Source organism: Actinoplanes sp. NPDC051537, from assembly GCF_055586105.1.
The window spans coordinates 194,346-220,564 of record NZ_JBVJIU010000004.1 but is presented as its reverse complement, the minus strand read 5'-3'; the positions used below and the strand labels follow the sequence as shown (position 1 = coordinate 220,564).

Annotated in this window: 22 protein-coding genes and 1 pseudogene; 14 read left to right on the top strand and 9 right to left on the bottom strand. The window is 71.1% G+C overall.

Annotated features, from left to right (window positions below; genetic code table 11):
- Positions 1 to 80 precede the first annotated feature (80 nt).
- Together ACZ6TB_RS10725 and ACZ6TB_RS10720 are read right to left on the bottom strand one after the other, a co-directional pair.
- The gene (locus ACZ6TB_RS10725; protein ID WP_465552948.1) at positions 81 to 260 is read right to left on the bottom strand and encodes a YegP family protein; all 180 of its coding nucleotides are present in this window, start codon (positions 258 to 260) and stop codon (positions 81 to 83) included.
- A 67-nt stretch (positions 261 to 327) separates the two neighbouring features.
- Positions 328 to 2,127 (bottom strand): glycosyltransferase, encoded by a 1,800-nt coding sequence (locus ACZ6TB_RS10720; protein ID WP_465552946.1) that lies wholly within the window; start codon positions 2,125 to 2,127, stop codon positions 328 to 330.
- Between the two features lie 171 nt (positions 2,128 to 2,298).
- On the opposite strand from ACZ6TB_RS10720, the gene ACZ6TB_RS10715 reads away from it, so the two are divergent.
- Positions 2,299 to 7,386 carry a P-loop domain-containing protein gene (locus tag ACZ6TB_RS10715; RefSeq protein WP_465552944.1) on the top strand — a complete coding sequence of 1,696 codons (5,088 nt, stop codon included), beginning with the start codon at positions 2,299 to 2,301 and terminating at the stop codon, positions 7,384 to 7,386.
- Here the strand turns inward: ACZ6TB_RS10715 and ACZ6TB_RS10710 are convergent.
- On the bottom strand, positions 7,374 to 7,838 hold the full coding sequence (locus ACZ6TB_RS10710) for a group II truncated hemoglobin (protein WP_465552942.1): 465 nt from the start codon (positions 7,836 to 7,838) through the stop codon (positions 7,374 to 7,376). The genes ACZ6TB_RS10715 and ACZ6TB_RS10710 overlap by 13 nt on opposite strands.
- A gap of 512 nt (positions 7,839 to 8,350) precedes the next feature.
- Between ACZ6TB_RS10710 and ACZ6TB_RS10705 the strand changes: the two genes are divergently transcribed.
- Entirely contained in the window at positions 8,351 to 8,683 is a 333-nt protein-coding gene (locus ACZ6TB_RS10705; protein WP_465552940.1) for a winged helix-turn-helix transcriptional regulator, read from the top strand.
- A 3-nt stretch (positions 8,684 to 8,686) separates the two neighbouring features.
- Positions 8,687 to 8,872, top strand: a complete 186-nt coding sequence (locus ACZ6TB_RS10700; protein WP_465552938.1) for a hypothetical protein — start codon at positions 8,687 to 8,689, stop codon at positions 8,870 to 8,872.
- On the opposite strand, the gene ACZ6TB_RS10695 is transcribed toward ACZ6TB_RS10700, so the two are convergent.
- Together ACZ6TB_RS10695 and ACZ6TB_RS10690 are read right to left on the bottom strand one after the other, a co-directional pair.
- Positions 8,869 to 9,429, bottom strand: a complete 561-nt coding sequence (locus tag ACZ6TB_RS10695) for a dihydrofolate reductase family protein (protein WP_465552936.1) — start codon at positions 9,427 to 9,429, stop codon at positions 8,869 to 8,871. The genes ACZ6TB_RS10700 and ACZ6TB_RS10695 overlap by 4 nt on opposite strands.
- A gap of 2 nt (positions 9,430 to 9,431) precedes the next feature.
- Positions 9,432 to 10,970, bottom strand: a complete 1,539-nt coding sequence (locus ACZ6TB_RS10690) for a GGDEF domain-containing protein (RefSeq protein ID WP_465552934.1) — start codon at positions 10,968 to 10,970, stop codon at positions 9,432 to 9,434.
- Between the two features lie 487 nt (positions 10,971 to 11,457).
- On the opposite strand from ACZ6TB_RS10690, the gene ACZ6TB_RS10685 reads away from it, so the two are divergent.
- The 10 genes from ACZ6TB_RS10685 (at position 11,458) to ACZ6TB_RS10640 (ending at position 21,211) form a co-directional block, all read left to right on the top strand.
- Positions 11,458 to 11,670 (top strand): hypothetical protein, encoded by a 213-nt coding sequence (locus ACZ6TB_RS10685; protein ID WP_465552932.1) that lies wholly within the window; start codon positions 11,458 to 11,460, stop codon positions 11,668 to 11,670.
- Positions 11,671 to 11,825: 155 nt separating this feature from the next.
- Entirely contained in the window at positions 11,826 to 13,619 is a 1,794-nt protein-coding gene (locus ACZ6TB_RS10680) for an ABC transporter substrate-binding protein (protein WP_465552930.1), read from the top strand.
- Between the two features lie 15 nt (positions 13,620 to 13,634).
- On the top strand, positions 13,635 to 14,645 hold the full coding sequence (locus ACZ6TB_RS10675; RefSeq protein WP_465552928.1) for an ABC transporter permease: 1,011 nt from the start codon (positions 13,635 to 13,637) through the stop codon (positions 14,643 to 14,645).
- Positions 14,645 to 15,577 carry an ABC transporter permease gene (locus tag ACZ6TB_RS10670; protein ID WP_465552926.1) on the top strand — a complete coding sequence of 311 codons (933 nt, stop codon included), beginning with the start codon at positions 14,645 to 14,647 and terminating at the stop codon, positions 15,575 to 15,577. Before ACZ6TB_RS10675 ends, ACZ6TB_RS10670 begins: the two co-directional genes overlap by 1 nt.
- On the top strand, positions 15,577 to 16,449 hold the full coding sequence (locus tag ACZ6TB_RS10665; protein ID WP_465552924.1) for an ABC transporter ATP-binding protein: 873 nt from the start codon (positions 15,577 to 15,579) through the stop codon (positions 16,447 to 16,449). The genes ACZ6TB_RS10670 and ACZ6TB_RS10665 overlap by 1 nt, the downstream gene beginning before the upstream one ends.
- The gene (locus ACZ6TB_RS10660; RefSeq protein WP_465552922.1) at positions 16,446 to 17,228 is read left to right on the top strand and encodes an ABC transporter ATP-binding protein; all 783 of its coding nucleotides are present in this window, start codon (positions 16,446 to 16,448) and stop codon (positions 17,226 to 17,228) included. Before ACZ6TB_RS10665 ends, ACZ6TB_RS10660 begins: the two co-directional genes overlap by 4 nt.
- A complete protein-coding gene (locus tag ACZ6TB_RS10655; RefSeq protein WP_465552920.1) occupies positions 17,225 to 19,615 on the top strand; it encodes a glycosyl hydrolase 2 galactose-binding domain-containing protein in 2,391 nt (796 codons plus the stop codon). Before ACZ6TB_RS10660 ends, ACZ6TB_RS10655 begins: the two co-directional genes overlap by 4 nt.
- A gap of 7 nt (positions 19,616 to 19,622) precedes the next feature.
- Positions 19,623 to 19,955, top strand: coding sequence for an SdpI family protein (locus ACZ6TB_RS10650; RefSeq protein ID WP_465552918.1), 333 nt, complete (start codon positions 19,623 to 19,625; stop codon positions 19,953 to 19,955).
- A 39-nt stretch (positions 19,956 to 19,994) separates the two neighbouring features.
- Positions 19,995 to 20,309, top strand: coding sequence for a PadR family transcriptional regulator (locus ACZ6TB_RS10645; RefSeq protein WP_465552916.1), 315 nt, complete (start codon positions 19,995 to 19,997; stop codon positions 20,307 to 20,309).
- Positions 20,306 to 21,211: a hypothetical protein gene (locus ACZ6TB_RS10640; protein WP_465552914.1), complete on the top strand. Its 906-nt coding sequence runs from the start codon at positions 20,306 to 20,308 to the stop codon at positions 21,209 to 21,211. The genes ACZ6TB_RS10645 and ACZ6TB_RS10640 overlap by 4 nt, the downstream gene beginning before the upstream one ends.
- Before the next feature lie 249 nt (positions 21,212 to 21,460).
- Here ACZ6TB_RS10640 and ACZ6TB_RS10635 read toward each other — a convergent pair.
- Positions 21,461 to 21,589: pseudogene (locus ACZ6TB_RS10635) on the bottom strand (ClpX C4-type zinc finger protein); the annotation flags it as partial.
- A 113-nt stretch (positions 21,590 to 21,702) separates the two neighbouring features.
- Here ACZ6TB_RS10635 and ACZ6TB_RS10630 point away from each other — a divergent pair.
- Positions 21,703 to 22,464 (top strand): SDR family oxidoreductase, encoded by a 762-nt coding sequence (locus ACZ6TB_RS10630; RefSeq protein WP_465552912.1) that lies wholly within the window; start codon positions 21,703 to 21,705, stop codon positions 22,462 to 22,464.
- 166 nt (positions 22,465 to 22,630) lie between these two features.
- Here the strand turns inward: ACZ6TB_RS10630 and ACZ6TB_RS10625 are convergent, their stop codons facing one another.
- Genes ACZ6TB_RS10625 through ACZ6TB_RS10615 form a run of 3 tightly spaced genes read right to left on the bottom strand, consistent with a single transcriptional unit; the run spans position 22,631 to position 26,189 of the window.
- Positions 22,631 to 23,647 carry an acetamidase/formamidase family protein gene (locus ACZ6TB_RS10625; RefSeq protein WP_465552910.1) on the bottom strand — a complete coding sequence of 339 codons (1,017 nt, stop codon included), beginning with the start codon at positions 23,645 to 23,647 and terminating at the stop codon, positions 22,631 to 22,633.
- Entirely contained in the window at positions 23,644 to 25,032 is a 1,389-nt protein-coding gene (locus tag ACZ6TB_RS10620; protein WP_465552908.1) for an APC family permease, read from the bottom strand. The genes ACZ6TB_RS10625 and ACZ6TB_RS10620 overlap by 4 nt, the downstream gene beginning before the upstream one ends.
- 53 nt (positions 25,033 to 25,085) lie before the next feature.
- A complete protein-coding gene (locus tag ACZ6TB_RS10615; RefSeq protein WP_465552907.1) occupies positions 25,086 to 26,189 on the bottom strand; it encodes a substrate-binding domain-containing protein in 1,104 nt (367 codons plus the stop codon).
- Positions 26,190 to 26,219: the final 30 nt, after the last annotated feature.

The window sequence follows — 26,219 nt, the reverse complement described above, 5'->3', positions numbered from 1 at the left end:
TCGCCGCGCGCCGCACGGCTCGACCCGGCGGGCCCGGCGCCGGCCGAGCCCCGGGCGCGCGGCCCGGGGCTCATCTGCCGTCAGGCGGTCGTCTGGTCGTCGACCGAGGCGCCGCCGGCGTTCTTCTGGATCGAGGCGATCGTGTTCATCGCCGACGTCTTCTGCTTGTACGACTCGCTGGTCGCCACCACCTGACCGTTGCTGGCCACGAGGTTGAACCGGAACTCGCCGTTGCTGGCCTTCTTGACCACGAACTTCATCACTCCACCTCCGCAACGGACATACCCACGTCGCGGCAGTTGAAGCCAGGAGTCAGGAAGCCGGGAGTCAGGAAGCCTCGCGGGTGATCAGGTCGTGCATGCGGCGGCGGGCCAGCTCCATCCGGATCTGGCGGTCGCTGCTCGGGTCGGTGGTCGCCGGGTCGATCGGCTCGCCGACCACGATCACCATCGTGGGCTTGCGGCCGAGCAGGCGGCGCAGGCCCTTCGGCGGCGTGAAGCGGATCGACAGCGGCACCACCGGGACGCGGGCCTGGGCGGCCAGGTGGAACGCGCCTCGCTTGAAGTCGCGCAGGCTCGTGTCGTACGGCACCAGTTCGCCCTCGGGGAAGAAGTGCACGATCCGCCCCTTGGCCAGGAACAGCGAAAGCTCCGAGAAGAACAACGGCAGACCGGCGGGCGTACGGGGTACCGCGACGCCCCCGAGCAGATGAACAAGCCCGCCGTACCACCGGTTCTCGAGGTTCATCGGCGCCGCCGTGAAGACCAGCCGGCGCGGGAAGAACGCGAGCGCGACCAGCACACTGTCGAGGTAGTGCACGTGGTTGCAGACCGTCAGCGCGCCCCCGCCGCGCGGCAGCCGGTTCCGGCCCTCGCTGCGCACGCCGAGGATGATCCGGGTCAGCACGAACAGCAGTGGCACCGCGACCACGTAGTAGAAGGCGCTCTGCAGCAGCCGGTACACGCGCCCCGAATAGCCGGCCGGCCGCTCGGGCGATCGGCCCGCCCGGGCGTACACCCGCTCGATGGCTTTGACGCTGCGGTCCACCGCATAGAGCTCGGCATAGCGCCCGTACGCCTCGGAGGCCGCCGCCAGCCCCGCCGGATCCTCGATCCAGGCGTCGATCCGCCCGGCCAGCGACGCCGGATCGCCGGCGTGGAAAAGGTTTCGCGGCTCGAGCGCGAACTGCCCGGTGGCGCTGCGCCGGCTGTCCGAGATGACCGGCACCAGCCCGCAGGAGAAGGCCTCCATACAGGACAGTCCCTCGATCTCGACGTCGGACGCGTGCACGTAGAGGTCGCAGTCGCGGATCAGCTCGGTCAGCTCGTCCTGCGCGTAGTAGCCGAACCGGGCCGGGATCGGGAGCCGCGCCCCCATCCGCCGCAGCCGCCTCTCCGCCGGCCCGTGCCCGGCGAAGTGCAGCTCGATGTCGTTGGCGTGCCTCGACTTCCGGACGGCGCGGATCAGCACGTCCTGCCGCTTCTCCGGCGCGAAGCGGCCCACCATCAAAATGCGGAACGGCCCCTTTTCCCGTATGCCGGAAGCCCGCGGCCGAAAGCTGCCGGCGATGCCGTTCGAGATCACGTGCAGCCGCGCGCGATAGCCGTGCTGACGCAGCTGGGCCGCGATGAACGTGGACGGGCAGTGGATGTCGGCGAACCGGCCGTAGAAGGCCAGCCGCATCAGCACGTACACGAGATGCGCGGCCGGCCGGAACCAGCCCAGCCCGACGTTGTAGGTGATGTTCTCCGGCTGGATGTGAAAGGCCGCGACCGCCGGCACCCCGAGCCGCCGGGCGATCTTCTCGGCCGCCCGGCCCAGCGCCCACGGCTGATAGATGTGCACGACGTCGGCGCCCTCGATGGCCGCGTACAACGTCTCGCGGACCGGCTTGGCGAACAGCGTGCTCTGCCGGTGCGCGAGCCGGCTGGCGATCGGCACGACCAGCTCCGGCACCCAGTACATGACCGGCCCGGCCCCGTCATCCTCGGCCTGGCCCGGATTTCCGCAGGCCACCACCCGCACGATGTGCCCGCGCGCGAGGAGCGCCGAGGCAAACCGCGTCGCCGACATCGTGGTGCCGTTGTTATTGACGTTGAACGTGTCGATGATGAGGGTGACGATCACCGCGGCGCCCCGTGCCCGGTGTCCCCGTCTGCGACGAACATGCGATCATCCCTGACCCCAGCGAGTGATCGACACGCTAGCCACTCCTTACCGGCCGGTCAATGTCCCCCGTCACTGCCCGATCGGGTCTCGCTCTTCTCTTGCGGGCGCGCCGCTGGTTCACTCGGGAGAATGGGCACGGTCTCACCGGAAACGTCGCCGGTGGTCCTCGACTTCTCGGGGTTGATCGCGGAACGGACCGCGGTCTTCACCGGACGCGCCTGGGTGTTCGCCGAGATCGACGAGTGGCTCGCCGACCCCGGCCGGCCCGCGTTCCTGATCGTCACCGGTGAGCCCGGCGTCGGCAAGTCGGCCATCGCGGCGCGGCTCACCCAGATCCGGGACGTCACGGCCTACCACTTCTGCGTGGCCCGGGACGCGGCCACCATCGACCCCGCGGTCTTCGCCCGGTCGATCGCCCACCAGCTCGGCCGGATCGACGAGTTCGCCCGGCGCATCGCCGGCGACCAGGCGACGACGTCGATCCGGTCCACCCTGACGGTCGGAACGAACCAGGGTCAAGTCATCGGCGCCTGGATCAACAACCTGGTCGTCAACGCGCCCTCGGGATCGGCGGCCTTCACGCACGCCGTCTGGCAGCCGCTCAAGGCCATCTGCGCCGCGGGCTACGACCGGCCGGTCACCATCCTGGTCGACGGCCTCGACGAGGCGGTGCAGCACGTCGGGGCGGAGACGATCGTGGACCTGCTGGCCAACGTGGCGGACGTGCCGCGCAACGTCCGGTTCATCCTCACCTCCCGCTCGGACCACCGCGTCTGGCGCGAGTTCGAGGCACGCCGGACACCGCACTTCCGGATCGACGCCGACCGGCCGGAGAACCTGGCCGACATCCGGCTCCACGTGCGCGGACTGCTCCCGGAGCGAACCGGCCGGGCCGATCTGGCCGATCGCATCGCGCGGGCCAGCGAGGGCAACTTCCTCTACGTGCAGTGGCTGCTGGCCGCGGCCGGCGACGGCGACCACGACGTCGCCGCGCTCGGTGAGCTGCCCAAGGGCCTGGACAACGTGTACCGGGAGTTCCTGCGTACCCGCCGGACCCGGGACGAGGCGCGCTGGGAGAACCGGTACCGGCCGATCCTGAGTGTCCTGGTCGCGGCCCAGGAGCCGCTGCCGAGGGCGCTGGTGGCCGAGCTGGCCGGCCTCGCGAAGGACGAGGCCCGCCAGGGATTGGCGGACCTGAACCAGTTCCTGGATCCCGCCGAGGCCGACCGGGGCCGATGCAGCCTGTACCACCAGTCGATCTCGGACTGGCTGGTCGACGAGGAACGCGCCCAGGAGTTCGTCATCTATCCCGAGGCGGCACACCGGAAGATCGTCGACCACTACCGCGGCACGGCGACGTCGTGGAACGACGTGGACTGGCACGGCGTCGACGACTACGGGCTGCGGCACCTGGCCACCCACCTCTACACGCTGGCGAGCGCGGATCGGGGCCGCGAGCTGCACGACCTGATCGGCGAGCCGTTCATGCGGGAGAAGTTCCGGCGATCGCTGTCCTACCGGTCGTTCGCCGACGACGTGACCCTGTCCATCCGGACGGCCGCGTCGGCGACGCCGCCCGACACGTTCCACCTGCTTCGCGCCTGCCTGCTGTTCAGCCGCCTCGGTCACCTGGCATCCGCGATCCAGCCGCGGACGCTGGGCGTGCTGGCCACGCTCGGACGCGGCCGGGTGGCCCGGGACTACGCCGAGCTCATCCAGGACCGCCGGGCACGGTGCGAGGCCCTCCTCCACATCGCCCGGGCCTCACGCGCCGACGGGGTGACCGACGAGACGCGGGCGCTGGTCCAGCAGGCGGCGCGGGCGGCCATGGAGATCGTCGACGAGTCGGCCTACGCGCGGATGGTCCACGCGGTGGCGCCGGAACTGGCCCGGCTCGGCGAGGACGCCTGGGGGCTGCGGCTGGTCGGCTCGATCAAGAATCCCCAGGCCGCACGCGACGCGCGGATGGCGCTCCTGACCGCGATGGCGGCCAGCGGCGGCCATGAGCAGGCGTTGGCGATGGGCGGCCGGCTCGGCTCGGCCGACGCCCGCGCCGAGGCGGTCGCGGCGGTCGCCCGCGGGCTGGCCGAGGGCGGCGACCTGGCCGACGCCCGTCGTGCCGGGGCCACCCTGGATCCGGCCGCCGCCGACGATTTCGCCGCCGTGCTCGCCCGGCGGCTCTCGTCCGGGCGACGCTTCCCCGAGGCGCTCCGGACCGCGAAAACGATCGGCGAACCCGCGACCCGCGACCATTGCCTCGGTGAGATCGCCGCCGGGATGTCCGCGAACGGGAAGCACGCCGCGGCGAGGGCGCTGGCGGCCACCATCGCCGACGACAAACGCCGGGGCACGGCGCTCGGACGGATCGCGGAGCTGATGATCGAAGCGGGGCGCCTGAAGTCCATGCACGACGCGCTCGACGTCATCGCGCCGACGACGTCACGCGCCGCCGAGCTGGTTGCCGCCGCCGGTGCTTCGGCCGCCGCCGCCGACCGGGAGAGCAGGTGCTTCGCGTACGCCCGGCTCGCGCTCGCCTGGGCCGATCTCGGCCGGACGAAGCAGGCCGCCGACCTGGCCGGGGCCGCCGCGTCGGACGCCGGGCTCATCGAGGATGCCGGGGACGCGGCGTCGGCCTGGACGCAGTGTGCCCAGACCTTCGCGCGGCTGGATCGGGCGGACGACGCGGGGGAGGCGTTGCGACAGGCTCGATCGGTGTCCGCGTCACTCACGGACCGGGCCGAGCGGATCGACCACCTCATCGACATCGCGGAGCTGCTGCTCGATCTCGGCCGGACCGCGGACGGCACGGCCACGCTGGGCGAAGTCACCTCCATGATGCGCGACGCCGGTGACGGCGCCGCGCTGGGCCGGCTGTCGGACGCCTGGCGGGACGCCGGCCTCACCGACCGGGCCGCCGCGGTTCTGGACGAGCTCGCGGCGCTGGCCGAGGCGACATCCGATCCGCCGGCCCGGGCCGGTCTCCTGATCGGCCTGGCCCACCGGCGCTTGTCGCTGGGGCAGCACGAGGAGGCGGTCGAGATCTTCGACCGGGTGGAGGCCGAGATCGCCGAGGCCCCGGCGTCCACCGGACGAGCGGCGATCCTGGGCCGGCTTCCTGGTCTCCTGACCCGGCTCATCGATCCCGCCGACCCGTCACAGATCATGGATCTCGCCCGGGTGGCCCGATCGGCGCTGGAGTCGGCAACCGCCGCGGCCGGGGACGAGTTCGACGTGGTGGCGATCCTGACCGACCTGGCGAGCACGCTGGCCGCCGTGGTGGATCACATCTCCGGTTGGTCGCGGCAGGCGCTCGACCCTATCGTCGCGAACGCCCTGGATGCCGCCACGTCCAGTGCGTCGCGGGTGCCGGACGAGGTGAGCCGCGCCTTCGCCGCCATCCGGACGGCTCGCGCGGCGGCCTCGGCGAACGACTCCCCGCGCGCCGACTCGATGCTCGACCGGGCGCTCGTGATCGCGAAACGGCTCGACGACGTCTCGGACCGGGCCGTCGTCATGGCCGAGGCCGCCGTCGTGCTCACCGAGATCGCCACCGAGGCGGCGGAGTCGTCACCGGTCGCGAACGCGATGTTCGTCGCCGCCCGGGCGTGGCGCCGGACCGGAAACGGGCGAGTGGCGAACGAGGCCGCCGAGCGGGTCGTCTCCGTCGCGATGAACACCGGCTTCATCCCGCTCAGTCAGACGATCGCCGCGCTGAGTCTGGCCGGCCGGGCGGAGACCGCGATGAACATCGTGGCCGCGATCGAGCGGAACCAGCGCGGCGGGCGGCAGGCCCAGAACGTCGTGCAGGTGGTCCTCGACGAGTTCTACCCCGGCGACACGTACCACGGGAATGTGAATGTCGCCCTGTCCTCCGACACCGTCGCCGAGGCGGCCGAGCACCTGGCCCGGGCCCATGCGACCGCCGAAGCGCTGGCTCTGGTGAACGAGATCCGCGACGCCCAGCGGAAGTCGGCCGCCACGGTCGCGATCGCCGACATCCTCGCCGCATCGAACGCCCGCGAGGAGGCGGCCGGCCTCCTCGATCCGCTCCTCTCCGCGGCCGGCGGCGCCGCCCGCGACCCGGCGAGATCGGCCGCGCTCGCCCGCATCGCCGTCGCCTTCGCCGACCGGGGACGGGCCGAACCGGCGTGGGACGCCCTGCGGTCGATCGACGACGACAAACTCGCGAACCGCTGCGCCGTCGACGTCGCCGAGCGGCTGGTCGCCGAGGTGCCCGGGGACATCGCCGCCGGGTACGCGCTGAGCGTGGCGATCGGCACGGCGCGGGCCCGCGTGAAGCGGGGGCAGAAGGCTGGTGCCGCCGATCTGACCGCGACGGCAGCGTCGCTCGCGCGGCGGTCGCCCGCCCGGCGCGACCGGCTGATGGCCGAGCTGGACGTCGCCGATCTGCTGTTCCGAGCCGGCCGGGTCGCACCGTATCGGCGAGCCACCGATGCCGTCCTCGCGGAGCTGCGACGCGAGCAGTTCGCCTCGACCCACGATCGGGCGATGATCGGCGTCCGCCTGGCCGGGGTGCTGAACGCGGAACCGCGAACGGGTCCGCTTGCCGCCGCGGTCGCCTTCGTCTGCGACCTTTCGCGACCGGCGAACGAGCGACGACGAGCCGAGATCCTCTCCCGGCTGGCGAACGAGCTCACCACCGAGCAGAGCCGGCCCATGCTGACCGAGGTCGAGGCGGCCGCACGCCTGATCAAGAACCGGAATCTCCGGGTGGCGACGCTCGCCGGCGTCGCCGGGGCGCTGCTGACGGCCGGGGCCGGTGACGCGGCCGACGCGCTGGCCGCGGAGGGCTGGGACATCGCCCTGAAGATCAGGAACGCGTCCGACCGCGCCGCGGCCCTCTTCGTGATGGCCGAGAGCATGATCCAGCCCGGGCGCCCGCTCCCGGCCGGCGCGTGGCTCGCCCGGCTGTCGGAGACGACGGAACGCCTGAACGACGGGGAAGCCAAGGTGATGGGCCTCCGGACGCTGGTACGCGCCCTGGCCGCCCTGGGCCGCGCCGGCGACGCCCTCGAGCCGCTGCGGTCGGCCCTGCTGCTGGCGCGGCTCGTCAGCCGCGAGACGCTGCTGGAGGTGCTCGCCGACGGCGTGCCCGTCCTCGCCGCGGTCGATGACGGAGACCTGCTGCTGCGCGCCTACCGGGCGATGCGGGAGGTCGACGGATGGTGGGAGACGCCGGCCGCTCAGGGCTGGTAGGGCGGCGCCACACCCCAGCCCCAGTGCGGCACCGGGGCCTCGTGCACGACCTCGGCGCCCGGGTGGGAGTTCTGCCGGGCCAGCCGGGTGCCCCACTCGAGGTAGCCGAGGAACGCCGCCCGGAACTCCGGGTCGTCGGGCAGGCCCACCTCGTCGGCCGCGTCCTGGAGCAGGTTGACCCAGCGCCGCCGCTGCGGCTCGGTGATGGCCAGCCCGATGTGGTGCGCCAGCATCGCCGGGTAGCCGCCGTGCTCGGCGGTGTAAGTGGCGGGCCCGCCGAACACCTCGCTCAGCCAGATCGCCACGTGCCGGGGGTGCTCCGCCGACATGTGCGCGAACAGCGGCCCGAGCAGGTCGTCCTTCACCACCTGGGCGTAGAACGCGTCGGTCAGGCGCTCGAACGCCTCCGCGCCGCCGGCCCACTCGTACAGCGTCGGTGTCGTTTCGCTCATGGTCCCCAGCTCAGCAGTCCCCCGCGCCGCCCACAAGTACGCACATAATGGTGCGTGCCCTCGTGACCTGCGGCGTTGACGATGAGGTAGCCGGCCGCCGTGGTGGGAATCGCGTTCACCATGCGGGGCGGAAATCGAACCTCCACGCCCGCCGCCCGACTCCCGTCATATGAGTCCTGAGCTGGGCAAACAGAGCCTGGAGCGAGCGGTTGGAGACCGGCACGCCGGCGAGTGGCAAGTTGCCGACGGGCATTTTCCGCCAGACCATCCAAGCCGGATGCATTCACTCACGGTGAATGCGGTGTGCGCGGGGGGACGATGTTGGTATGGCTGCCGCAGACCTCGTAGCTCCGATCGCCGCTTTGATGGGCGCCGGCGGTGGACTCACTGCGCTGTCTTTGATGGTCCGCGCTGTTGCCGAGCAAATTGGTGAAACGAGGCGGGAACGGATCCGGCAGGAAGCCGCGACCGAGAGGCTGACGATCAAGATGGCGCCTCGCACATAATGGTGCGTGCCCCAGCGATACGGCTGTCCCGTCGAGCTGACCGTCGCCGTCGTCGGCGGGCGGTGGCGGACGGTGATTCTGTCCCGGCTCAAGGAGGGCGTGCACCGCTACGGCGAGCTGCGCCGGCTCATCCCCGGCATCAGCGAGAAGATGCTCAGCCAGCGCCTGCGTGAGCTGGAGGCGGACGGCCTGATCGTGCGCCGCGACCGGGGCACGGTGCCGCCCCACGTCGAGTACGACCTGACCGACGAGGGCCGCACCCTGATCCCGCTGCTGCAGGCGATGTACGACTGGGGCCTGTCCCGGGCCGAGCGCACCGGCGCCGACGTAGGCTCCTGAGCCATGGCGACCTGCAATCTGTGCCCGCCCGGACAGCGGGACGTTCCCGATGAGGAGATGGAAGCGCATCTGCTCGCCGAGCACCCCGAGGTCGGCTCGGACGGGACCGATCGGTTCGACGAGAGCCGGATCGTGGGCGAAACGGCCGGGCCGCAAGCGGACCCGGGCGCTCGCGAGTGGCGTGGCTAGGCGCGCTCGTAGTGGGTCACGACGACCTGGTCGTCGACCACCCGGGACGCCTTCGCCCGCAAGGTGAGGCGCTCCTTCGGCTCGCCGAACAGGCGGCGGCCGCCGCCCAGGACCACCGGGTGCTGGGCGATGTGGAACTCGTCGATGAGGCCGTGCTCGGTCAGCTCGGCGGCCAGGTTCGCGCCGCCGGTGAGCAGCATGTCCTTGCCCGGCGCGGCCTTGAGCGCGGCGACCTCGGCCGGCAGGTTCGCGCTGATGACGCGCTCGGTCCAGTCGTCGCCGGGATAGCTGCGGGAGAACACGATCTTGGGGGTGGCCCGCCAGAACGGCGCGAACGCCAGGGTGTGCGGGTCGGGCGAGATCGACTCGGCGTTCGGCCAGAAGCCGACCATCATCTCCCACACCGGGCGGCCGAACAGCAGGGTGTCGACCCGCTCGTCGAGTGACTCGGAGTAGGCGGACAGCCCGGGGCCCATCACCGGCCAGTCGAACTCGCCGTTCGGCCCGTCGACGAAACCGTCGATCGACGTGTGCACCCAGTAGATGATTTTGCGCATGGTCAGCAGATTACGCGGTTGCGGCCGGCCCGTTTGGCCTCGTAGAGCCGGGCGTCGGCGTGCGCGAGGAAGCCCGCGACCCCGATACTGACCGTCACCGACAGGCCGGGCGCGATGCCGGACCAGTCGAACTCCTCGACCGTGCGCCGGATCCGCTCGGCGGCGGCGCCCACCTCGGCCGGCGACAGGCCGCGGAACAGCACCGCGAACTCCTCGCCGCCGTACCGCGCGGCCAGGTCGCCGGCCCGGCAGCCGGCCCGCAGCAGGCCGCCCAGCGCCCGCAGCACCTCGTCGCCGATCTGGTGGGAGTGCTCGTCGTTGACCCGCTTGAAGTGGTCGACGTCGATCAGCGCGACCGCGTGGCCGCCCGCGTCGAGCGCGATCGCCTCGTCCAGGCAGCGCCGGTTGGCCAGGCCGGTCAGCGGGTCCTCGAGGCTCATCCGCAGCAGGCCGTCGGCGCGCAGCCGCTCCCGCTCGGCGCTCGCCTTGGCCTGCTCGGTCTCCAGCCGCACCGCGGCGACCCGGGCGTTGCTCTGCGCCGCCTCCGAGGCGACCTGGCGGTAGAGGTGGTGGAACTTGCGGTAGGCGGCCAGCGCGGCGGCGAAGTCGCCACCGCGCTCGTAGGCGTCGGCCAGGTGCTCGCAGAACATCATCGCGGCGCTCTTGCTCTCGGCGATCTCCAGCGCCTCGGAGAACAGCGCGATCGCCTCGGCGTGCCGGCCCAGCGCGAGGCAGAGCGCGCCGCGGGTGTCGAGGTGGTGGGTGATCGTGTACGTCGAGTCCCGCGCCGGGTCGATAAGCCACGTGTCCATCAGCGTCAGCGCCCGCTCGGGCTCGCCCGCCGCGCCCAGCGCCTCGGCCAGGTTGGCCAGCGCGCAGGCCTCGTTGCGGCGGTGCCCATGACGGCGGGCGATGAGCATGGCGGTGTGCGAGCGGTCGGCGGCGGCCAGCGCATGCCGTACGCCACCCGCGCCGTCATCCTCGTCGAAGGCGGCCTCGGACATGCCCATCAGCGCGCACGCCGCCGTGTCCATCAGGGCGGCGTTGGCGATCTCGTCGCCGACCAGCCGGGCCGTCTCGGCGCCACGCTCGCAGGCCTGCACGGCCAGGTCGAACTGCTGCACGGCGAGGTAGACGTTGGCCGCCGCGGTCAGGGCGCTGACGTGGGCGCCCAGGTCGCCACCGGCCTCGGCCAGGGCGAGCGACGCGAGCGCCTCCTGGAGCGCCTCGTCGGTCTCGCCGGTGCCGAGCAGCGCCCGGGCGACCTCGCCGCGGGCGCGGGCCTCGGCCGGGGCGTCGCCGATCTCCCGGCCCAGGGTGGCGGCCCGCAGCGCGTAGTCGAGGGCGGCCGCGTAGTCGTCGCGCACCCGCAGGCAGGTCGCGATGATGGTCAGCGCCTCGGCCCGGGCGTTCGCGTCGTCGCCGGCCGCCGCCCGGTGGGCCAGCGCGACGGCGTCGTCGAACCGCGAGCCGCTCAGGTGCTCCCGGCCGGCCCGGATGAGATCGGCTGGTGCTACCGCGACGTGGAACACGCTGTGCATGGGCATCCCCCCGGCCTGGTGGCTGGAGGATCGGCCGCCGGCGGGCCGCCATGAGGATTCCTCACCGGGTACGCACCGGAGATCGGCGCGTCGGGGTCAAGCCGCCGGCCGATCGAGGTGGAAGTCCGGCCCGTCGATCGCGTTCGCGGTGCTGTCGCCCGGCCAGGTGCAGGGCGAAGGAGGACGGCCGGCGCGTGGGACGCCGGCCGCCCTCCCGATCCGGGGGCGGGCTGCCGCCAGGTGAAATGTGGACCGTGGCGATAGGAAGAGAATCGCCTATCCCCATACATGGCAGTCAATGAATCCGGTTTGCAGGTTTTTTGCAGTGCCCCGCGGCCGCCCACGCGGCTTCAAGATCCGGCAAACCTCGGACGTACGGCCCACGTGCAAATGCACGTGCAGATGAGCGTGCTCTTGCGCGCGCAGGTGCACACTGATCGCATCGCGGGCTTGATCCCCAGCCCGCGCCGTCGAGGATGGATCAGCGATGCGGCGAGTGTGGACGTTCGAGGAGACGGACTACCTGTTCGGTGCGGGCGTCCTGCGCATGGTCGTCGACCGGGTGGACTGGACCCGGCCGCGGCTGCACAACGGCGAAACCTGGTACGACGTCGAGGGCACCGAGGTCACCACGGACGGACGGGTGATCGGCCCGCGCCACACCACCGTGCGGGCCAGCCGCCTCCAGGCAATTAAGTAAATTTTTAACGATGTTCCTACCAGGCAAAACAGAGATCAAGTAACAGCGATGCATCGATGTCTTGACGCCACTTAAGATCGGGTGTGAGGTTGGTCTCAGCTTCTCCGAGGGCGTCCCTCCTCCTGAGCGGACACCCATCCCGCCCTGGAGGAAGAATGACCAGCGAATCCGATCCCCCGGCCGACCCCCGCGAATGGCTGGCCAGCCGGCGGAGTTTCCTCACCCTCGGCGGTCTCGCCGCCACCGGCGTCGTGCTCGGCGTCGGCGCGGCCGGCTGCGGCACGGCCAAGACCGGTAAGAGCACCGGCGGCAGCAAGGGCCGTGCGGGCGCCGCCGGTGAGACCCTCTTCGTGGCCGGCTTCCAATGGGGACCGCCCAAGACCTTCAACCCGCTGGCCGCGTCGCCCGACTGGCCGACCGCCCAGTTCCAGAGCCAGCTGATCTACGAGACCCTGCTGCGCTTCGACATGCGCGACGGCTCGCTGCACCCGGGCCTGGCCAAGGGCCTCGAGCAGCCCGACCCGCAGACCATGAAGCTGGCGCTGCAGGACGGCACCAAGTGGTCGGACGGCTCCGACCTCACGGCCGACGACGTGGTCTTCACCTTCGAGCTGGGCAAGACCGCCTCGGTCACCTTCTCGACCGTGTGGAACTACATCGACTCGGTGACGGCCCCCGACCCGCGCACCGTCCAGTTCAAGCTCAAGACCAGCCCGTACAACCCGGGCTTCGTCAAGAACTTCATCTGTGCCACGAACATCGTGCCCAAGGCCGTGTTCAGCAAGGTCGCGCCGGACAAGGTCACCGCCGAGCCCAACCTCAAGCCGATCGGCTCCGGGCCGTTCCTGCTCGACAAGTACGACCAGACCCAGGTCAACCTCAAGCGCAACGACAACTACTGGGGCAACGGCGTCTTCGGCAAGCCGCCGATGACGACGATCAACCACCCGATCTTCAAGAGCAACAATGACGGCGACCTCAAGCTGGAAAGCGGCGAGATCGACGCGAGCCAGCAGTTCACGGCCCAGATCTGGAAGATGTGGGAGTCGGGCAAGCCGGTCGGCACGTGGCTGACCAAGAAGCCCTACCACCTGCCCGGCAACCTGCCGCTGCTGATCTTCAACCTGAACAAGAAGGGCCTGAACAACGTCAAGGTCCGGCAGGCCATCGCGTACGCGATCAACTATCCCAACATCGCCACGACCGCCATGTCCGACTACTCGGAGCCGGCCAACGCGAGCCTGATCATCCCGACCGGGTACGAGTCCAAGTTCTACGACTCCGCCGCCGTGGCCGCCGAGGGCTGGAAGTACGACAAGGCCAAGGCGATCGAGATCCTCGAGGGCGAGCTGAAGGCCAAGAAGGGCTCGGACGGGATCTACGTGCTGCCCGACGGCACGAAGCTCGGCGGCTGGAAGCTGATCACGCCGACCGGCTGGACCGACTGGAACACCACCTGCGAGATCGTCGCCAAGTCGGCCAAGGAGGCCGGCATCGGGATCAGCACCGAGTTCCCGCAGTTCCCGACGATGTTCGCGGCGCTCCAGAACGGCAACTTCGACCTGGCGATGTTCAACTACACGGGCGTCGGCCCGGCCAGCCCGTGGATCCGCTTCCGCGACGCCATGGACGACCGCGGTGTGCCCGCCCCGGGCAAGACGGCGTTCTGGAACTACAACCGGTTCAAGGACCCGCAGGTGCCGGCGCTGCTCGACGCCGCGGCCGGCGCGAAGTCGGACGCCGACGCCAAGGCGGCCTACGACAAGCTCGACGCGATCTACCGGCAGAACATCCCGGTCATCCCGCTGATGTACCGGCCGCTGGAGTTCTTCGAGTTCAACCAGTCGAACTGGACGAACTTCCCGACCGACGCGAACCCGTACGCGCCGCCGATGTGGCAGGGCGCGGGAATCGAGTGGCTCTTCAAGATCAAGAGGGTCGGCTCCTAGCACAGGGCGGCACCGATGGCGCTGGCAAGATACCTCGGCCGCAAGCTGGCCTGGACCGTTGTGGTCTTCTTCGTGGCCCTGACGCTCAACTTCCTGCTCCCCCGCCTGATCCCCGGCAATCCGGTCGACGCGATCGTCGGCCAGATCGCCTCGGGCGGGGGCGCGGGCGGTGAGCAACTGCAGAAGATCCACGAGCACTACATGCAGGAGTTCGGGCTCGACAAGCCGCTGTGGCAGCAGTACTTCATCTACATCGGGCACGTCTTCCAGGGCGACTTCGGCACGTCGTTCGGCCAGTACCCGGCCTCGGTGAACTCGCTGATCGGCCAGGCGCTGCCGTGGTCCATCGCCATCCAGCTGCCGGCGATCATCGTCGGCTGGGTGCTCGGGAACATCCTGGGCGCCGTCGCCGCCTTCAAGGGCGGCTGGCTGGACCGCGGCGCGTTCGTCAGCTCGCTGTTCTTCTCCAGCGTGCCGCCGTTCGCGTTCGCGATCATCCTGCTCTTCGTGGTGGCCGTGAAGTGGGGTGTCCTGCCGGTGGGCGGGGCCTACTCGTTCGGCCTGTCACCGGAGTTGTCGGTCAGCTTCTTCGGCGACGCCATCACGTACTTCTGGCTGCCGTTCTGGTCCCTGGTGCTGGTGTTCATCGGGGGCCAGGCGGTGGGCATGCGGTCGATGGCCGTCTACGAGCTGGGCACCGACTACGTCAACTACAACCGCGGCCTCGGCGTCCGGGACGCCATCACGGTCCGGTACATCTTCCGCAACGCGATGCTGCCGCAGTTCACCGGGCTGGGGCTGGCCATCGCCGGGCTCATCACCGGCGGCCTGATCATCGAGCTGGTGTTCTCCTATCCCGGGCTGGGCACGCTGCTGTTCAACGCGATCGGGCAGAACGACTACCCGGTCATCCAGGCGATCACGCTGCTGATCACGCTGGCCGTGCTGCTCGCCAACTTCACCGTCGACGTGCTCACCGGGTTCATCGATCCGCGGATCCGGGCCGCACAGAGCGGAGATCGCTGATGAGCCTGCGCGGGCTTTCCCCACGATTCTGGGTCGCCGCGACGATCGTCGGTTTCATCGTCCTGGTCGCCCTGATCGGGCCTCTCATCGTGCACACCGACCCGCAGGCCACGGTCGGCGGCCTCTACGACAAGCCGCAGTGCTGCGGCGCCCTGCTGCTGGGCACCGACAACGAGGGCCAGAGCGTGCTGGCCAACCTGGTGTACGGGACCCGGACGTCGCTGATCGTCGGCCTGCTCGCGGGCCTGATCGCCACCGTGATCGGCCTGTTCGTGGGCCTGGTCTCGGGGTACCGCGGCGGCTGGATCGACGACGTGCTCACCGCGATCACCAACGTCGGCCTGGCCATCCCGGCGATCGTCGTGATCATCCTGGTCTCGGTGTCGCTGCCGGAACGCAACATCTACACGCTCGCCTTCGTGATCGGGCTGACCGCCTGGTTCTGGGTGGCGCGCGCCGTCCGGGCCCAGGCCAGCAGCGTCCGGGCCCGGGAGCACATCGACGTGGCCCGGCTGTCCGGGGCCGGGTTCTGGTCGATCCTCGGGCGCGACATCCTCCCGTACCTCCTCTCCTATGTCGTCATGGCCGCCGTCCTGCAGGTCAGCAGCGCCATCCTGTTCGAGTCGACGCTGAGCCTTCTCGGCCTCGGACCGAGCAACGCGACCAGCCTCGGGACGATGCTCTACTGGGCGATCGCCTGGGGATCCGTGCGCACCGGCGCGTGGTGGGCGTTCGTCCCGCCGACGCTGATGCTCACGCTGATCGTCTTCGGGCTGCTGCTGTTGCAGTCGAGCCTCAACGAGGTGTTCAACCCGCGGCTCCGCCGGGGCCGCGCCGCCCGCCGGCGGATGGTCACTCAGGAGATCCAGCCGGAGGCCGTCGGCGCCGCCGGCCTGCTGGAGACGCCGACCTCGACCGGAATGGAGCGCTGATGGGCACCCTCGTCGACGCCCGCAACATCCGCGGCGTCTACTACACCGGCAGCAAGGACGTGGTGGCCGTCGACGACGTGTCGCTGCGGGTCGAGGAGGGCGAGGTGCTCGGCCTGGCCGGCGAGTCGGGCAGCGGCAAGACCACGCTCGGCTCGATCATCGCGCTGATCGCCCGGCCGCCGCTGCACGTCGAGAGCGGCACCCTCGAGGTCGACGGCAAGGTGCAGGACCTCGGCGGGGACGCCAAGATTCCCCGTACCTGGCGCGGCTCGGTGGTGTCGATGCTGCCGCAGGGCGCGATGAACTCGATCAGCCCGACCAAGCGCATCCGCCATCTGGTCTGGGACGTGATGCGCTCGCACGACCGGCGGATCTCCAAGGACGTGGCCCTCGACCGGGCGCGCGAGCGAATAACCACCCTCGGCCTGCCCGCGCGCGTCCTCGACGCGTACCCCCATCAGCTCTCCGGCGGCATGAAGCAGCGCACCGTCACCATCATCAGCACGCTGCTCAACCCGCGGCTGCTGGTGGCCGACGAGCCGACCTCGGCCCTCGACGTCTCGTCCCAGAAGATCCTCATCGAGATGCTGCTCGAGATGCTCGAAAAGAAGATCATGTCGGGCGTCATCTTCGTGACCCACGACCTGCCGGTGCTGCGCACGGTCGCCACCAAGATCGCGGTGATGTACCAGGGGAAGATCGTCGAGAGCGGGCCGACCCAGCTCATGGTCGACCGGCCGCAGCACCCCTACACCCGGGCGCTGATGAGCTCGGTGCTCACGCCCGAGCCGAAATACAGCAAGGTCCGGATCGAGGGCATGAGCGGCTTCGACCGTACCGAGTTCGACGCGCCGGCGGTGATCCACGGATGAGCGCCCTCTACGAAGTCGAGCATCTCAGCAAGACCTTCGGGCGCGGCAAGGCTGCCGTCCAGGCCGTCAAGGACGTCTCCTTCGAGCTCGAGGAGGCGCAGGTCACCACCATCGTCGGCGAGAGCGGCTCGGGCAAGTCGACGGTCGCCCGGATGCTGCTGGGACTCATGCCGGTCACCTCGGGCACGCTGCGCTTCGACGGCCGCGACGTCACCAACCTCAAGGGCCGCGACCGGGCCGCGTACTGGCGCCAGGTGCAGGCCGTCTTCCAGGACCCGTTCTCCTCGTTCAACCAGTTCTTCACCGTCGGCAAGCTGCTGGCCCGCTCGATGCGGCTGGTCGGCCGGGACGTCGGCCGGCAGCGCCTGGAGGAGTCGCTCGGCCACGTCGGCATGACCACCGACGTGCTCGGCCGGTACCCCCACGAGCTGTCCGGCGGCCAGCGCCAGCGCGTGATGATCGCCCGGGCCCTGATGATGCAGCCGAAGCTGCTCATCGCCGACGAGGCCACCTCGATGCTCGACGCATCGCTGCGGGTCAACATCCTCAACGTGCTCACCGACCTGCGCGACGAGCTCGGCATGACCGTCCTGTTCATCACCCACGACATCGGGCAGGCCTGCTACCTGGCCGACCGGGTGCTGGTGATGGAGCACGGGTCGCTGGTCGAGCAGGGCCCGACCGACCAGGTGATCTTCCGGCCCGAGCACGAGTACACCAAGCGGCTGCTGGCCGACGTGCCGAAGCTGCACTCGGCGATGGACCTGGAACGGCCATGATGCGCCGCTCGGTGCTCTCCGAGGGGTGGACCCTGTCCTTCTCCGGGCGCGGCTATCCGGCGGCGGTCCCCGGTTCGGTGCACACGGACCTCATGGCGGCGGGCGTCATCGAGGATCCGTACCGGGGCCTCGGCGAGGAAGAGCTGCGATGGATGTACGACGAGGACTGGCGCTATTCCCGCCGGCTCGACGTCGAGCCGGCCGTCGACGGGGAGCGGGCCGAGCTGGTCTTCGACGGCATCGACACGGTCGGGGTGGTGCGGCTCGGCGGTGTCGAGCTCGGGCGCACGTACAACATGCATCGCTCCTATCGCTTCGATGTGACGCCGCACCTGCGCGGCGGGTCGCTCCCCCTCGAGATCGACCTGCTCTCGGCCACCGCCTACGCGTCGGGGCTGATGGACCGGCTCGGCGACCGGCCGCGGGCCCATCCGAACGCGCCGTACAACTTCGTCCGCAAGATGGCGTGCAGCTTCGGCTGGGACTGGGGTCCCGACCTGCGCACGGCCGGGCTGTGGAAGCCGGTGCGGCTGGAACGCTGGAGCGTGGCCCGGCTCGCTTCGGTGCGCCCTCTGGTTTCGCGGGACCGGGTGTCGGTGCACGTCTCGGTGGAGCGGCTCGGCTCCGCTCCGCTGTCGGTCACCGCGTCCGTTCTGGGACACACCTCCACCGTGGAGGTTGATGGATCGTCCGCCGTCGTCGTCCTCGACGTGCCGGATGCGCCCCTCTGGTGGCCGGCCGGACATGGCGACCAACCGCTCTTCGATCTGCGCGTGACCCTGTCCGCTTCGGACAATGTGATCGACCGGTGGCAGCGGCGAATCGGCTTCCGGACCGTCTCGCTGGACACCTCGCCGGACGAGTTCGGTTCCAGGTTCACGATTTCGGTCAACGACCGGCCCATTTTCGTCAAGGGCGCCAACTGGATCCCCGACGACCACTTCCTCACCCGGATCACCCGCTCGCGCCTCGACCGGCGTCTCGACCAGGCCGTGGCCGCGAACCTCAACCTGCTGCGGGTCTGGGGCGGCGGCATCTTCGAGAGCGACGATTTCTACGCCGCCTGCGACGAGCGCGGGATCCTGGTGTGGCAGGACTTCCTGCTCGCCTGCGCCGCGTACGCCGAGGACTCGCCGCTGTGGGAGGAGATCGAGGCCGAGGCCCGGGAGAACGTCGTCCGGCTGATGTCGCACCCCTCGCTGGCCCTCTACAACGGCGGCAACGAGAACTTCTGGGGTCACGAGGACTGGAACTGGCAATCCACGCTGGGCGACCGCTCGTGGGGCTTCGAATACGCCTCGTCGCTCTTCCGGGACATCGTCGCCGCTCTCGACCCGACCCGTCCCTACTCGCCGAACAGCCCCTCCTCCCCCGGTTACTCGTTCGCCGAGATGCATCCGAACGACCCCGACCACGGCAGCCACCACCAATGGCAGGTCTGGAACCAGATCGACTACGTGAACTACCGCAGCGAGATCCCGCGCTTCTGCTCCGAGTTCGGCTTCCAGGGCCCGCCGGCGTGGCGCACGATGGCCGACTGGATGCCCGCCTCCGACAAGGAGGACCCGGTCTTCCTCCTGCACCAGAAGGCCGCCGACGGCAACGGCAAGCTCGACCGTGGCATGGCCCCGCACCTGGGCGTGCCCTCGTCCTTCGCGGATTGGCACTGGGCCGCGCAACTGAACCAGGCCCGGGCGGTGACGTACGCGATCGACCACTACCGCCGCTGGTGGCCCCGGACCGCGGGCGCCGTCGTCTGGCAGCTCAACGACTGCTGGCCGGTCACCTCCTGGGCGGCCATCGACTCGGCGTCGCGCCCGAAGCCGCTGTGGTACGCCCTGCGGCACGCCTTCGCTCCCCGCCGCCTGGTCTTCACCGACGCCGAGGTCGTCGTCCTGAACGACACCGGCGAGCCGTGGACCGGTTCGCTGACGCTGACGCGCGAGACCTTCGACGGCCGTGCCCTGGCCACCACCACCATCCCGGTCGACGCCGCCCCGCGTACGTCCGTGCCTCTTGAATTCGCCGTTGCCCCTTCGGCGTCGGAGGTACTCGTCGCTCGCCTCGATGACCAGACCGCCGTGCACCTGTTCGCCGAGGACATCGCTCTGCCCCTGGACCCCGATCCGCTCACCGTCTCGGTCTCGACGACCGGCGAGGGCTACGACGTGACCGTGACGGCGCGCTCGCTCGCCCGCGACATCGCCCTGTTCCCCGACCGCCTGGCCGCGGACGCCACCGTCGACGACGCCCTCGTCACGCTGCCGGCCGGGGAGAGCGCGACCTTCCACGTCCGCACCGCCGTGCCCGGGCTCGAGAAGGAGCTGGCCTCCGCGCCGGTGCTGCGGACGGCCAACGACCTCCAGCGTTCGCGACCGGAACGCTGAGCACCCCGTGGTCGCAGCGGTCGTCGTGATCGTGGCGGGCGGCTCGGTCGCCCTCGTCGGTCTGCTGGGCTGCCTCCGGCGGCTACCGCGCAACCGGGTCGCCGGCGTGCGCACGTCGGCGACCCTGCAAAGTGATCGCGCGTTCGAGGTGGGCAACCGGGTGGCCGGGCCGGCGGTGATCGTCGGCGGCGTGGCGGCCGTGGTCGGCGGTTTGGTCGCCTTGTCGCTGCCGGCGGGCGGCAGAGTGGCCTGCGTCCTGGCCGGCGTCGCCGTGATGGTGGGCTCGGCCGTGTTCGGCGGGGTTCGCGGCGACCGCGCGGCCCGTCGGGCCGATCGCTGACCCTTGCGCGCTACCGCTACATGTGTAGAGTTAAGCCTCATGAAGCGTAACCGGCCCCCGTCCCCGCAGGTGGTCCGCGTCTTGCAGGCCCTCGCGGCCGAGCCGGCACGGTGGCGTTACGGCTACGACCTGGGCGCCGAGGTGGGGCTGAAATCCGGCTCGCTCTACCCGATCCTGGTGCGGCTCGCCGACCGCGGCTTGCTGGAGGCGGCCTGGGAGCCGGGCCCGGCGGGCAAACCGCCCCGGCACCTCTACCGGCTCACCACGGCCGGGCTCGATCTGCTCGCCGCCCAACCGGTCGCCCCGAGCTCGCCGGCCCGGCCCCCACTGCCCGCACGATGGAGAGAGGCGTGATGGCCGCCCTCGACGTGGTTCTGATCCTCGGGTCGCTGGCCGTCGTGCTGCTGGTTCTCCACCGGCGTCGCGCCGAGTCGTCGATGGACGCCCCGGCACGGCTGCTCGACTGGGCGACCGGCTTCCTGACCGCCGACCGGGCGGACTGGGGCCGGGCGATGGCCGGCGAGCTGGAGCAACTCCATGGGCGGCCCCAGCGCTGGCGTTTCGCCCTGGGCTGCCTGGCCGCGACGCTGTTGCTGGCCCCGGCCCGGCGGGCCGGCGCCGGCCGGATCGTGATCGCGCTGGTGGTGGTCGCGGCGGCGAGCGGCGCCGGCCTGGTCGGCTACGGCCTGCTGCGCTACCCGGCCATCCTCGCCAACCATGGCAGTTGGCCGGCGCTGGCCGCCTTCGGCGCCGTGCTCGCCGGCTTCGCCCTGCTCACGGTGGTGCTGGTGCGCCGGGGCGCCCCGGCCGGCGTCGGGCTCGCCGGCGGCCTCGGCACCGCGGCGGTGTGGATCGTCTTCGGCTACACCGCCCTGACCTACGCCCCCGCGCGGCCGACGCTGTGGTTGCTGCCGCTGGCGCCGCTGGTGGTCGGCGCGACCGCGGCCCGGCACGGCCGCACCGGCGCCGCCGGGCGACGCGCCGCACTGCTGTCGGCCATCGTGACCGGCCTGGCCGTGTTCCTCACACTCGCCGTCGCCGCGCTGGTGACCGCCGGCGGGCCGTACGACGCCGGCCAGCTGCGCGACTTCCCCGGCAGCCGATTCCCCGACATCGCCACCTACGCCGTCAGCGACAACCTCGGCACGGCGATGTCGCTGCTGCTGCTCGCCTCGATCGTCACCGCCACGCTCGGCTGCGCCGCGGCCACCGCCACCGCCTGGTTCCGCCGCGCCACTCCCACTCCCACTCCCTGACCAGGGCTACTCCTCGCCGGAGAACCGCTCCCACGCGGACTGCCGGGTGATCCCGAGGGCGGCGCCGATGCGTACCCAGGTCACCCTCCGCTCCCGCAGGACGGTGACCAGCCGCCGCAGGCTCGCCTCGGTCTGGGCGCCGACCGCCGCGACCCGGGGAAGCCGGTCGAGGATCTGCTCGTCGGACATCCCCGCTTCCCACGCCGACAGACGCGAGTCCGAGGCGGCCGGGTCCTGCTCGCCGGTCCCGAGGATGTCGTTGCACAGCCCGACGCACTCGTTGCAGATGTATACGCCCGGCCCGGCGATGATCTTTTCGACGTCCCGGCTCGGCTTGGCGCAGAAGGAGCAGGACAGCTGGATCGTCACGCTCGTCATCGTCTTCTCCCCGCGGTAGGTGCGTGTCAGGCTACACCTGACAACGGGACGTGTCACACCCCCGGGGCCTGTCCGGTCTTTCTCGTAGAGCGTCGAGAGAGGAAGGTGTCGCAATGCGGATCGCAGTGGCCGGGGGTACCGGCTGGGTCGGCAAGCTGGTCGTCGAGCGGGCTCGGGACGCGGGCCACGACGTGGTGGTGATCTCGCGGTCGGCGGGTGTCGACCTGATGACGGGCAAGGAGCTCGACGCGGCGCTCGAGGGCGTGACGACCGTGATCGACGTGTCGAACATTCAGACGGTCAGCAAGCGGGCCTCGATCCGGTTCTTCGAGACCGCCACGCGGCACCTGCTCGCGGCCGAGCGGCGGGCCGGCGTGCAGCATCACGTGCTGCTGTCGATCGTCGGCATCGACCGGGTCCGGTGGGGCTACTACCAGGGCAAGCGGCGACAGGAGGAGCTCGTGCTGGGTGGGCCGGTGCCGGCCACCGTGCTGCGGGCCACGCAGTTCTTCGAGCTCACGGTGCAGTCGCTGAGCCTCTACCCGGGACCGCTCGCCGTCGTGCCGTGGATGCTCAGCCGCCCGGTGGCGGCGGCCGACGTGGCGGCCGAGCTGCTGCGGCTGGCCGAGGGCCCGGCGGCGGGGCGCGTGCCGGAGCTGGCCGGCCCCGAGGTTCTCAAGATGCCGGACGCCACCCGGCGGGTGGCCCGCGCCGGCGGCCCCCGCAAGGCGGTGCTGGGCGTGCCGTGGCCGTCGGTGGCGGGCTGGCGGATGGCGACCGGCGGGCTGCTGCCCACGGGCGCGGGCCCGCGCGGCACGCTGCGCTTCGACGACTGGGTCGCGGCGAAGGCCCGGGCCGCCGCCGAGGTGAGCTGAGTCAGGCCTGGGCCCAGTCGGCGTTGTTGCAGCGTGGCCGGCGCTGGTCGCCGCCTCGGCCTCGTGCCGCCGGATCCGAGCCAGCGACGCGAAGGAAGGCGAAGACGTCCGGCGGACCGCTCCCGGGGCGTCGGCAAGGGGGCGGAGCGACGCCCCGGGAACGGGCTTACCGGGCGGCGAGGTAGTCGCGGGCCTCGGTGCGCAGGTGGGCGTGCATGCCCTCGTAGGCGGTCGCGCCCGGGCCCAGGTACTTCTTCTCGACCTTGGCCAGCATCGTGTAGTTCGGGTCGCAGACGTTGGCCACCGGGGCGGTTCCGGCCTGGCTCAGCAGCTGGTACACGTCGAGCGTGTCGAGGCCGGTGAGCGCCGCCGACCAGGTGACCAGGTCGTGCTGGCTCATCCGGTACGCGTCCTCCAGCGGGCGGGCCGAGCCGGCCGACATGAGGGCGTCGTCGGTCTCGAAACGGGGCGTGGGGGTGGCGGCGCCCTTGATGAGGTCGAGGATGACGACCGTGTTCATGGCGGCCTCGACCGCGGTGCCGCAGACCTCGCCGTCGCCCTGGCGGCAGTGGCCGTCGCCGACCGCGAAGAGGGCGCCGGGCACGTTCACGCCGAAGTACGCGGTCACTCCGGCCCGCAGCTCGGGCGTGTCCATGTTGCCGCCGTGCACGTCGGGGACGATGGTCATCCGGCTTTCGAACGCTCCCGGGGCCACTCCGGCCGTACCGTGCATGGGATCCAGGGGAAGATCGACGCTGAAGTCGCCCCGCCGGGCGTGATAGGTCACCGTGCCCGCGGCGACGTCCACGTCGTAGCGCCAGACCAGCTCCTCGAGCGGCGGATGCAGCGTCGCCGTCGTGTGGGTGCCGGTCAGGGCGCCGAAATGCGGGAACGTCGACGATATCGCCCAGTCCCGGGCCGGCCGGATCTCGGCGAAGTGCACGGCCAGGGTGTCACCGGGCTCGGCGCCCTCGACGAAGATCGGGCCGGTGACCGGATTCAGGTACGGGAACTCGCACACCACCGAGGGCAGGTCCCCGACGTCGCGCACCCGGCCGCCGAAGCAGTCCTCGGTGTAGAGCTCGACGATCGTCCCGGGCTTGACCCGCCGCACCGCCTCCCGCCCGCCGAACGTGTAGGCCAGCTCGGACGGCGCCGGACGGTAGTTGACGACCTCGCTCATGCGTCCTCCGTGACCGTCGGCGAAGACAGGCCGGCCAGCTGAGGGCGCCGGCCGGTGGCGTAGAAGCTGATCAGCACGATCACGCCGATGCCGAGCCAGATGAAGCCCAGCGTCTGCGCCGCGATGTTCGCGTTGATCACCACGTACAGCAGGATGAGGAAGCCGACGACCGGGACCACGAGGTGCCGGAGCCAGTCGCGGCTGCCGTTCCGCACCACGTAGTGGACCACCACGGCGACGTGCAGCGCCAGGAAAGCGGTCATCGCGCCGAAGTTCACCAGCGTGGAGAGCAGCGAGATGCCGTCGTCGCGGGAGGCCATGTAGAGGCCGAGGGCCAGCGAGACGGCGGCGACCAGCAGCGTGGCGTTGGCCGGGACCTTGTGCCGATCGTTGATCTTCGCCAGGAAACGGGGCATCTGGCGGTCGCGGGCCATCGCGTACAGCAGACGGCTCGTTGCCGCCTGGGCCACCAGCGAGTTGGCGAATCCCCAGGCGATCGCCGTGGCCAGCGCGGTGAGGCTGGCGAGCCAGCCGCCACCGGCCGCGCGCGCCGCGTCGTAGAAGGCCGTCCCGTCGGGGTCGCCGTTGGCCAGCAGGCCGGGCGCGTCCGGCACCAGCAGCGCCGCCACCCAGGTCTGCACCACGAACAGCGTGCCGGCCAGCAGCAGCGCGGCGACCATGGCCTTGCCGATCTGGCGGGCCTCCTCGCGGCTCTCCTCGGCCAGCATCGAGATGCCGTCGAAACCGAGGAAGGAGAGGACCGCGATCGACACGGCGCCGAACACCACCGACCAGCTGAACGTGTCGGAGTTGAACAACGGGCTCCACGAGAACCCGGTGCCCTTGCCGTTGGCCAGCGCGACGATGCCGACCACCAGGAAGATCGCCAGGACGATGGCCTCGGCGATCAGCATCAGCTTGTTGACGCGCGCGGTCATCTGGATGCCGAGGTAGTTGACCACGGTGTTGAGCAGCACGAACGCGACCAGCCACAGCCAGACCGGGATGCCCGGCACCAGCGAGTGCATGGCCACGCTGGCCACCAGGTAGAGCAGGCCGGGCACCAGCACGTAGTCGAGCAGGATCACCCAGCCGGCCAGGAAGCCGACCGGCGGCGCGATGCCGCGACCGGCGTAGCTGTAGACGGACCCGGCCATCGGGAACGCGCGGACCATCTGCGCGTACGACAGCGCGGTGAACATCATCGCCACCATGCCGATCACGTACGCGAGCGCGACCATCCCGCCCGAGCCGCTGAAGACGCTGCCGAAGATGCCGAACGGCGCGATGGGCACCATGAAGATGAGCCCGTAGATCAGGAGGTCGGAGAAGCTCAGCGAGCGGCTGAGCTCCTGCTTGTAACCGAACTGCTCGATGTCGGCCATGCGCGAACGCTAATGGAAAAGCTTGAAACAGAAAAGGTTTCTGCCGGAAGGTTTTAGCGGCGGTCGATGACGTCGAAGTCGAGCCCGTCCGCGCGGGCCAGATAGACGGGCTGCTGAGCGTGCCGGTCGCGCATCACGAACGTCCCGCGCCCGCCCTCGACCCGCGTCCCTTCGGCCAGCGCGTCGACCACGGACACGTCCAGGGTTCCCGCTTTCAGGGCCAGGGCATGCAGCAGCCGTACGCCGTCATAAGCGCCCTGGCCATGAGCGTTCAGGACCGGAGCGTCCGGCCCGAAGCGCGCCGTGTAGCGCTCGCCGAACGCCAGCGCCTCCTCGGTCGCCAGCGCCGCGAAGTAGCCCATCGACGCGTACAGCTCGCCGGTTCCGTCGCCGCCGGCGCCGAGCAGGCCGTTCTCCTCGAGCGCGCCGCACACCCGGGCCACCCGGCCGGCCGGCGGCGAGGCGGCGAACGCCCGGTTGAACCGCACCAGGTCGCTGCCGACCAGGCTGAGCAGCACCGCGTCGGGCCGGGCCGCGGTCACCCAGTCGATCAGGCCGGCGTCGGCCCGGCCGCTGGCGACCAGGCGCTCGCCGACCACCTCGGCCCCGGCCTCGGCGAGCTGGCGGCGGGCCGTCGCGTGCACCCGGCGCGGCCACACGTAGTCGTTGCCGAGCAGCAGCCAGCGGCGGGCGCGGCCGGGGACGAGGCGGTCCAGGGCCGGGCGCAGCTGCCGGCGCGGGGTCTCGCCGAGGAGGAAGACGCCGGGCGTGCGCTCTCCGCCCTCGTAGGGCGGCGTGTAGACGTACGGCAGCCGGCCGCCGATCGCCCGCGCGACGGCGACCCGTACGTCGCTGGCATGCGTGCCCACCACCGCGCTCAGCGCTCGCGCCCGGACCAGATCGCGCACCTCGGCCGCCACCGCCGCGGGCGCGCGGCCACCGTCGATGAGCACCAGCTCCACCGGCCGGCCCAGGATGCCGCCGGTCGCGTTGAGCTCGGCCGCGGCCAGCACGGCGCAGTTCAGCGCCGAGGGCGCGAGCAGCCCGAGCGTGCCCGAGGTCGGCACCACCACGCCGATCCGGACGGCCTGCCCCGGCTCGGGCGCGAGGAGCCGGGCCTCGAGGGGATCGGTGACGAGAACGACGTCGTCCGGCATGCGCCGAGTATCTTCGCTTGCAGGCGTACG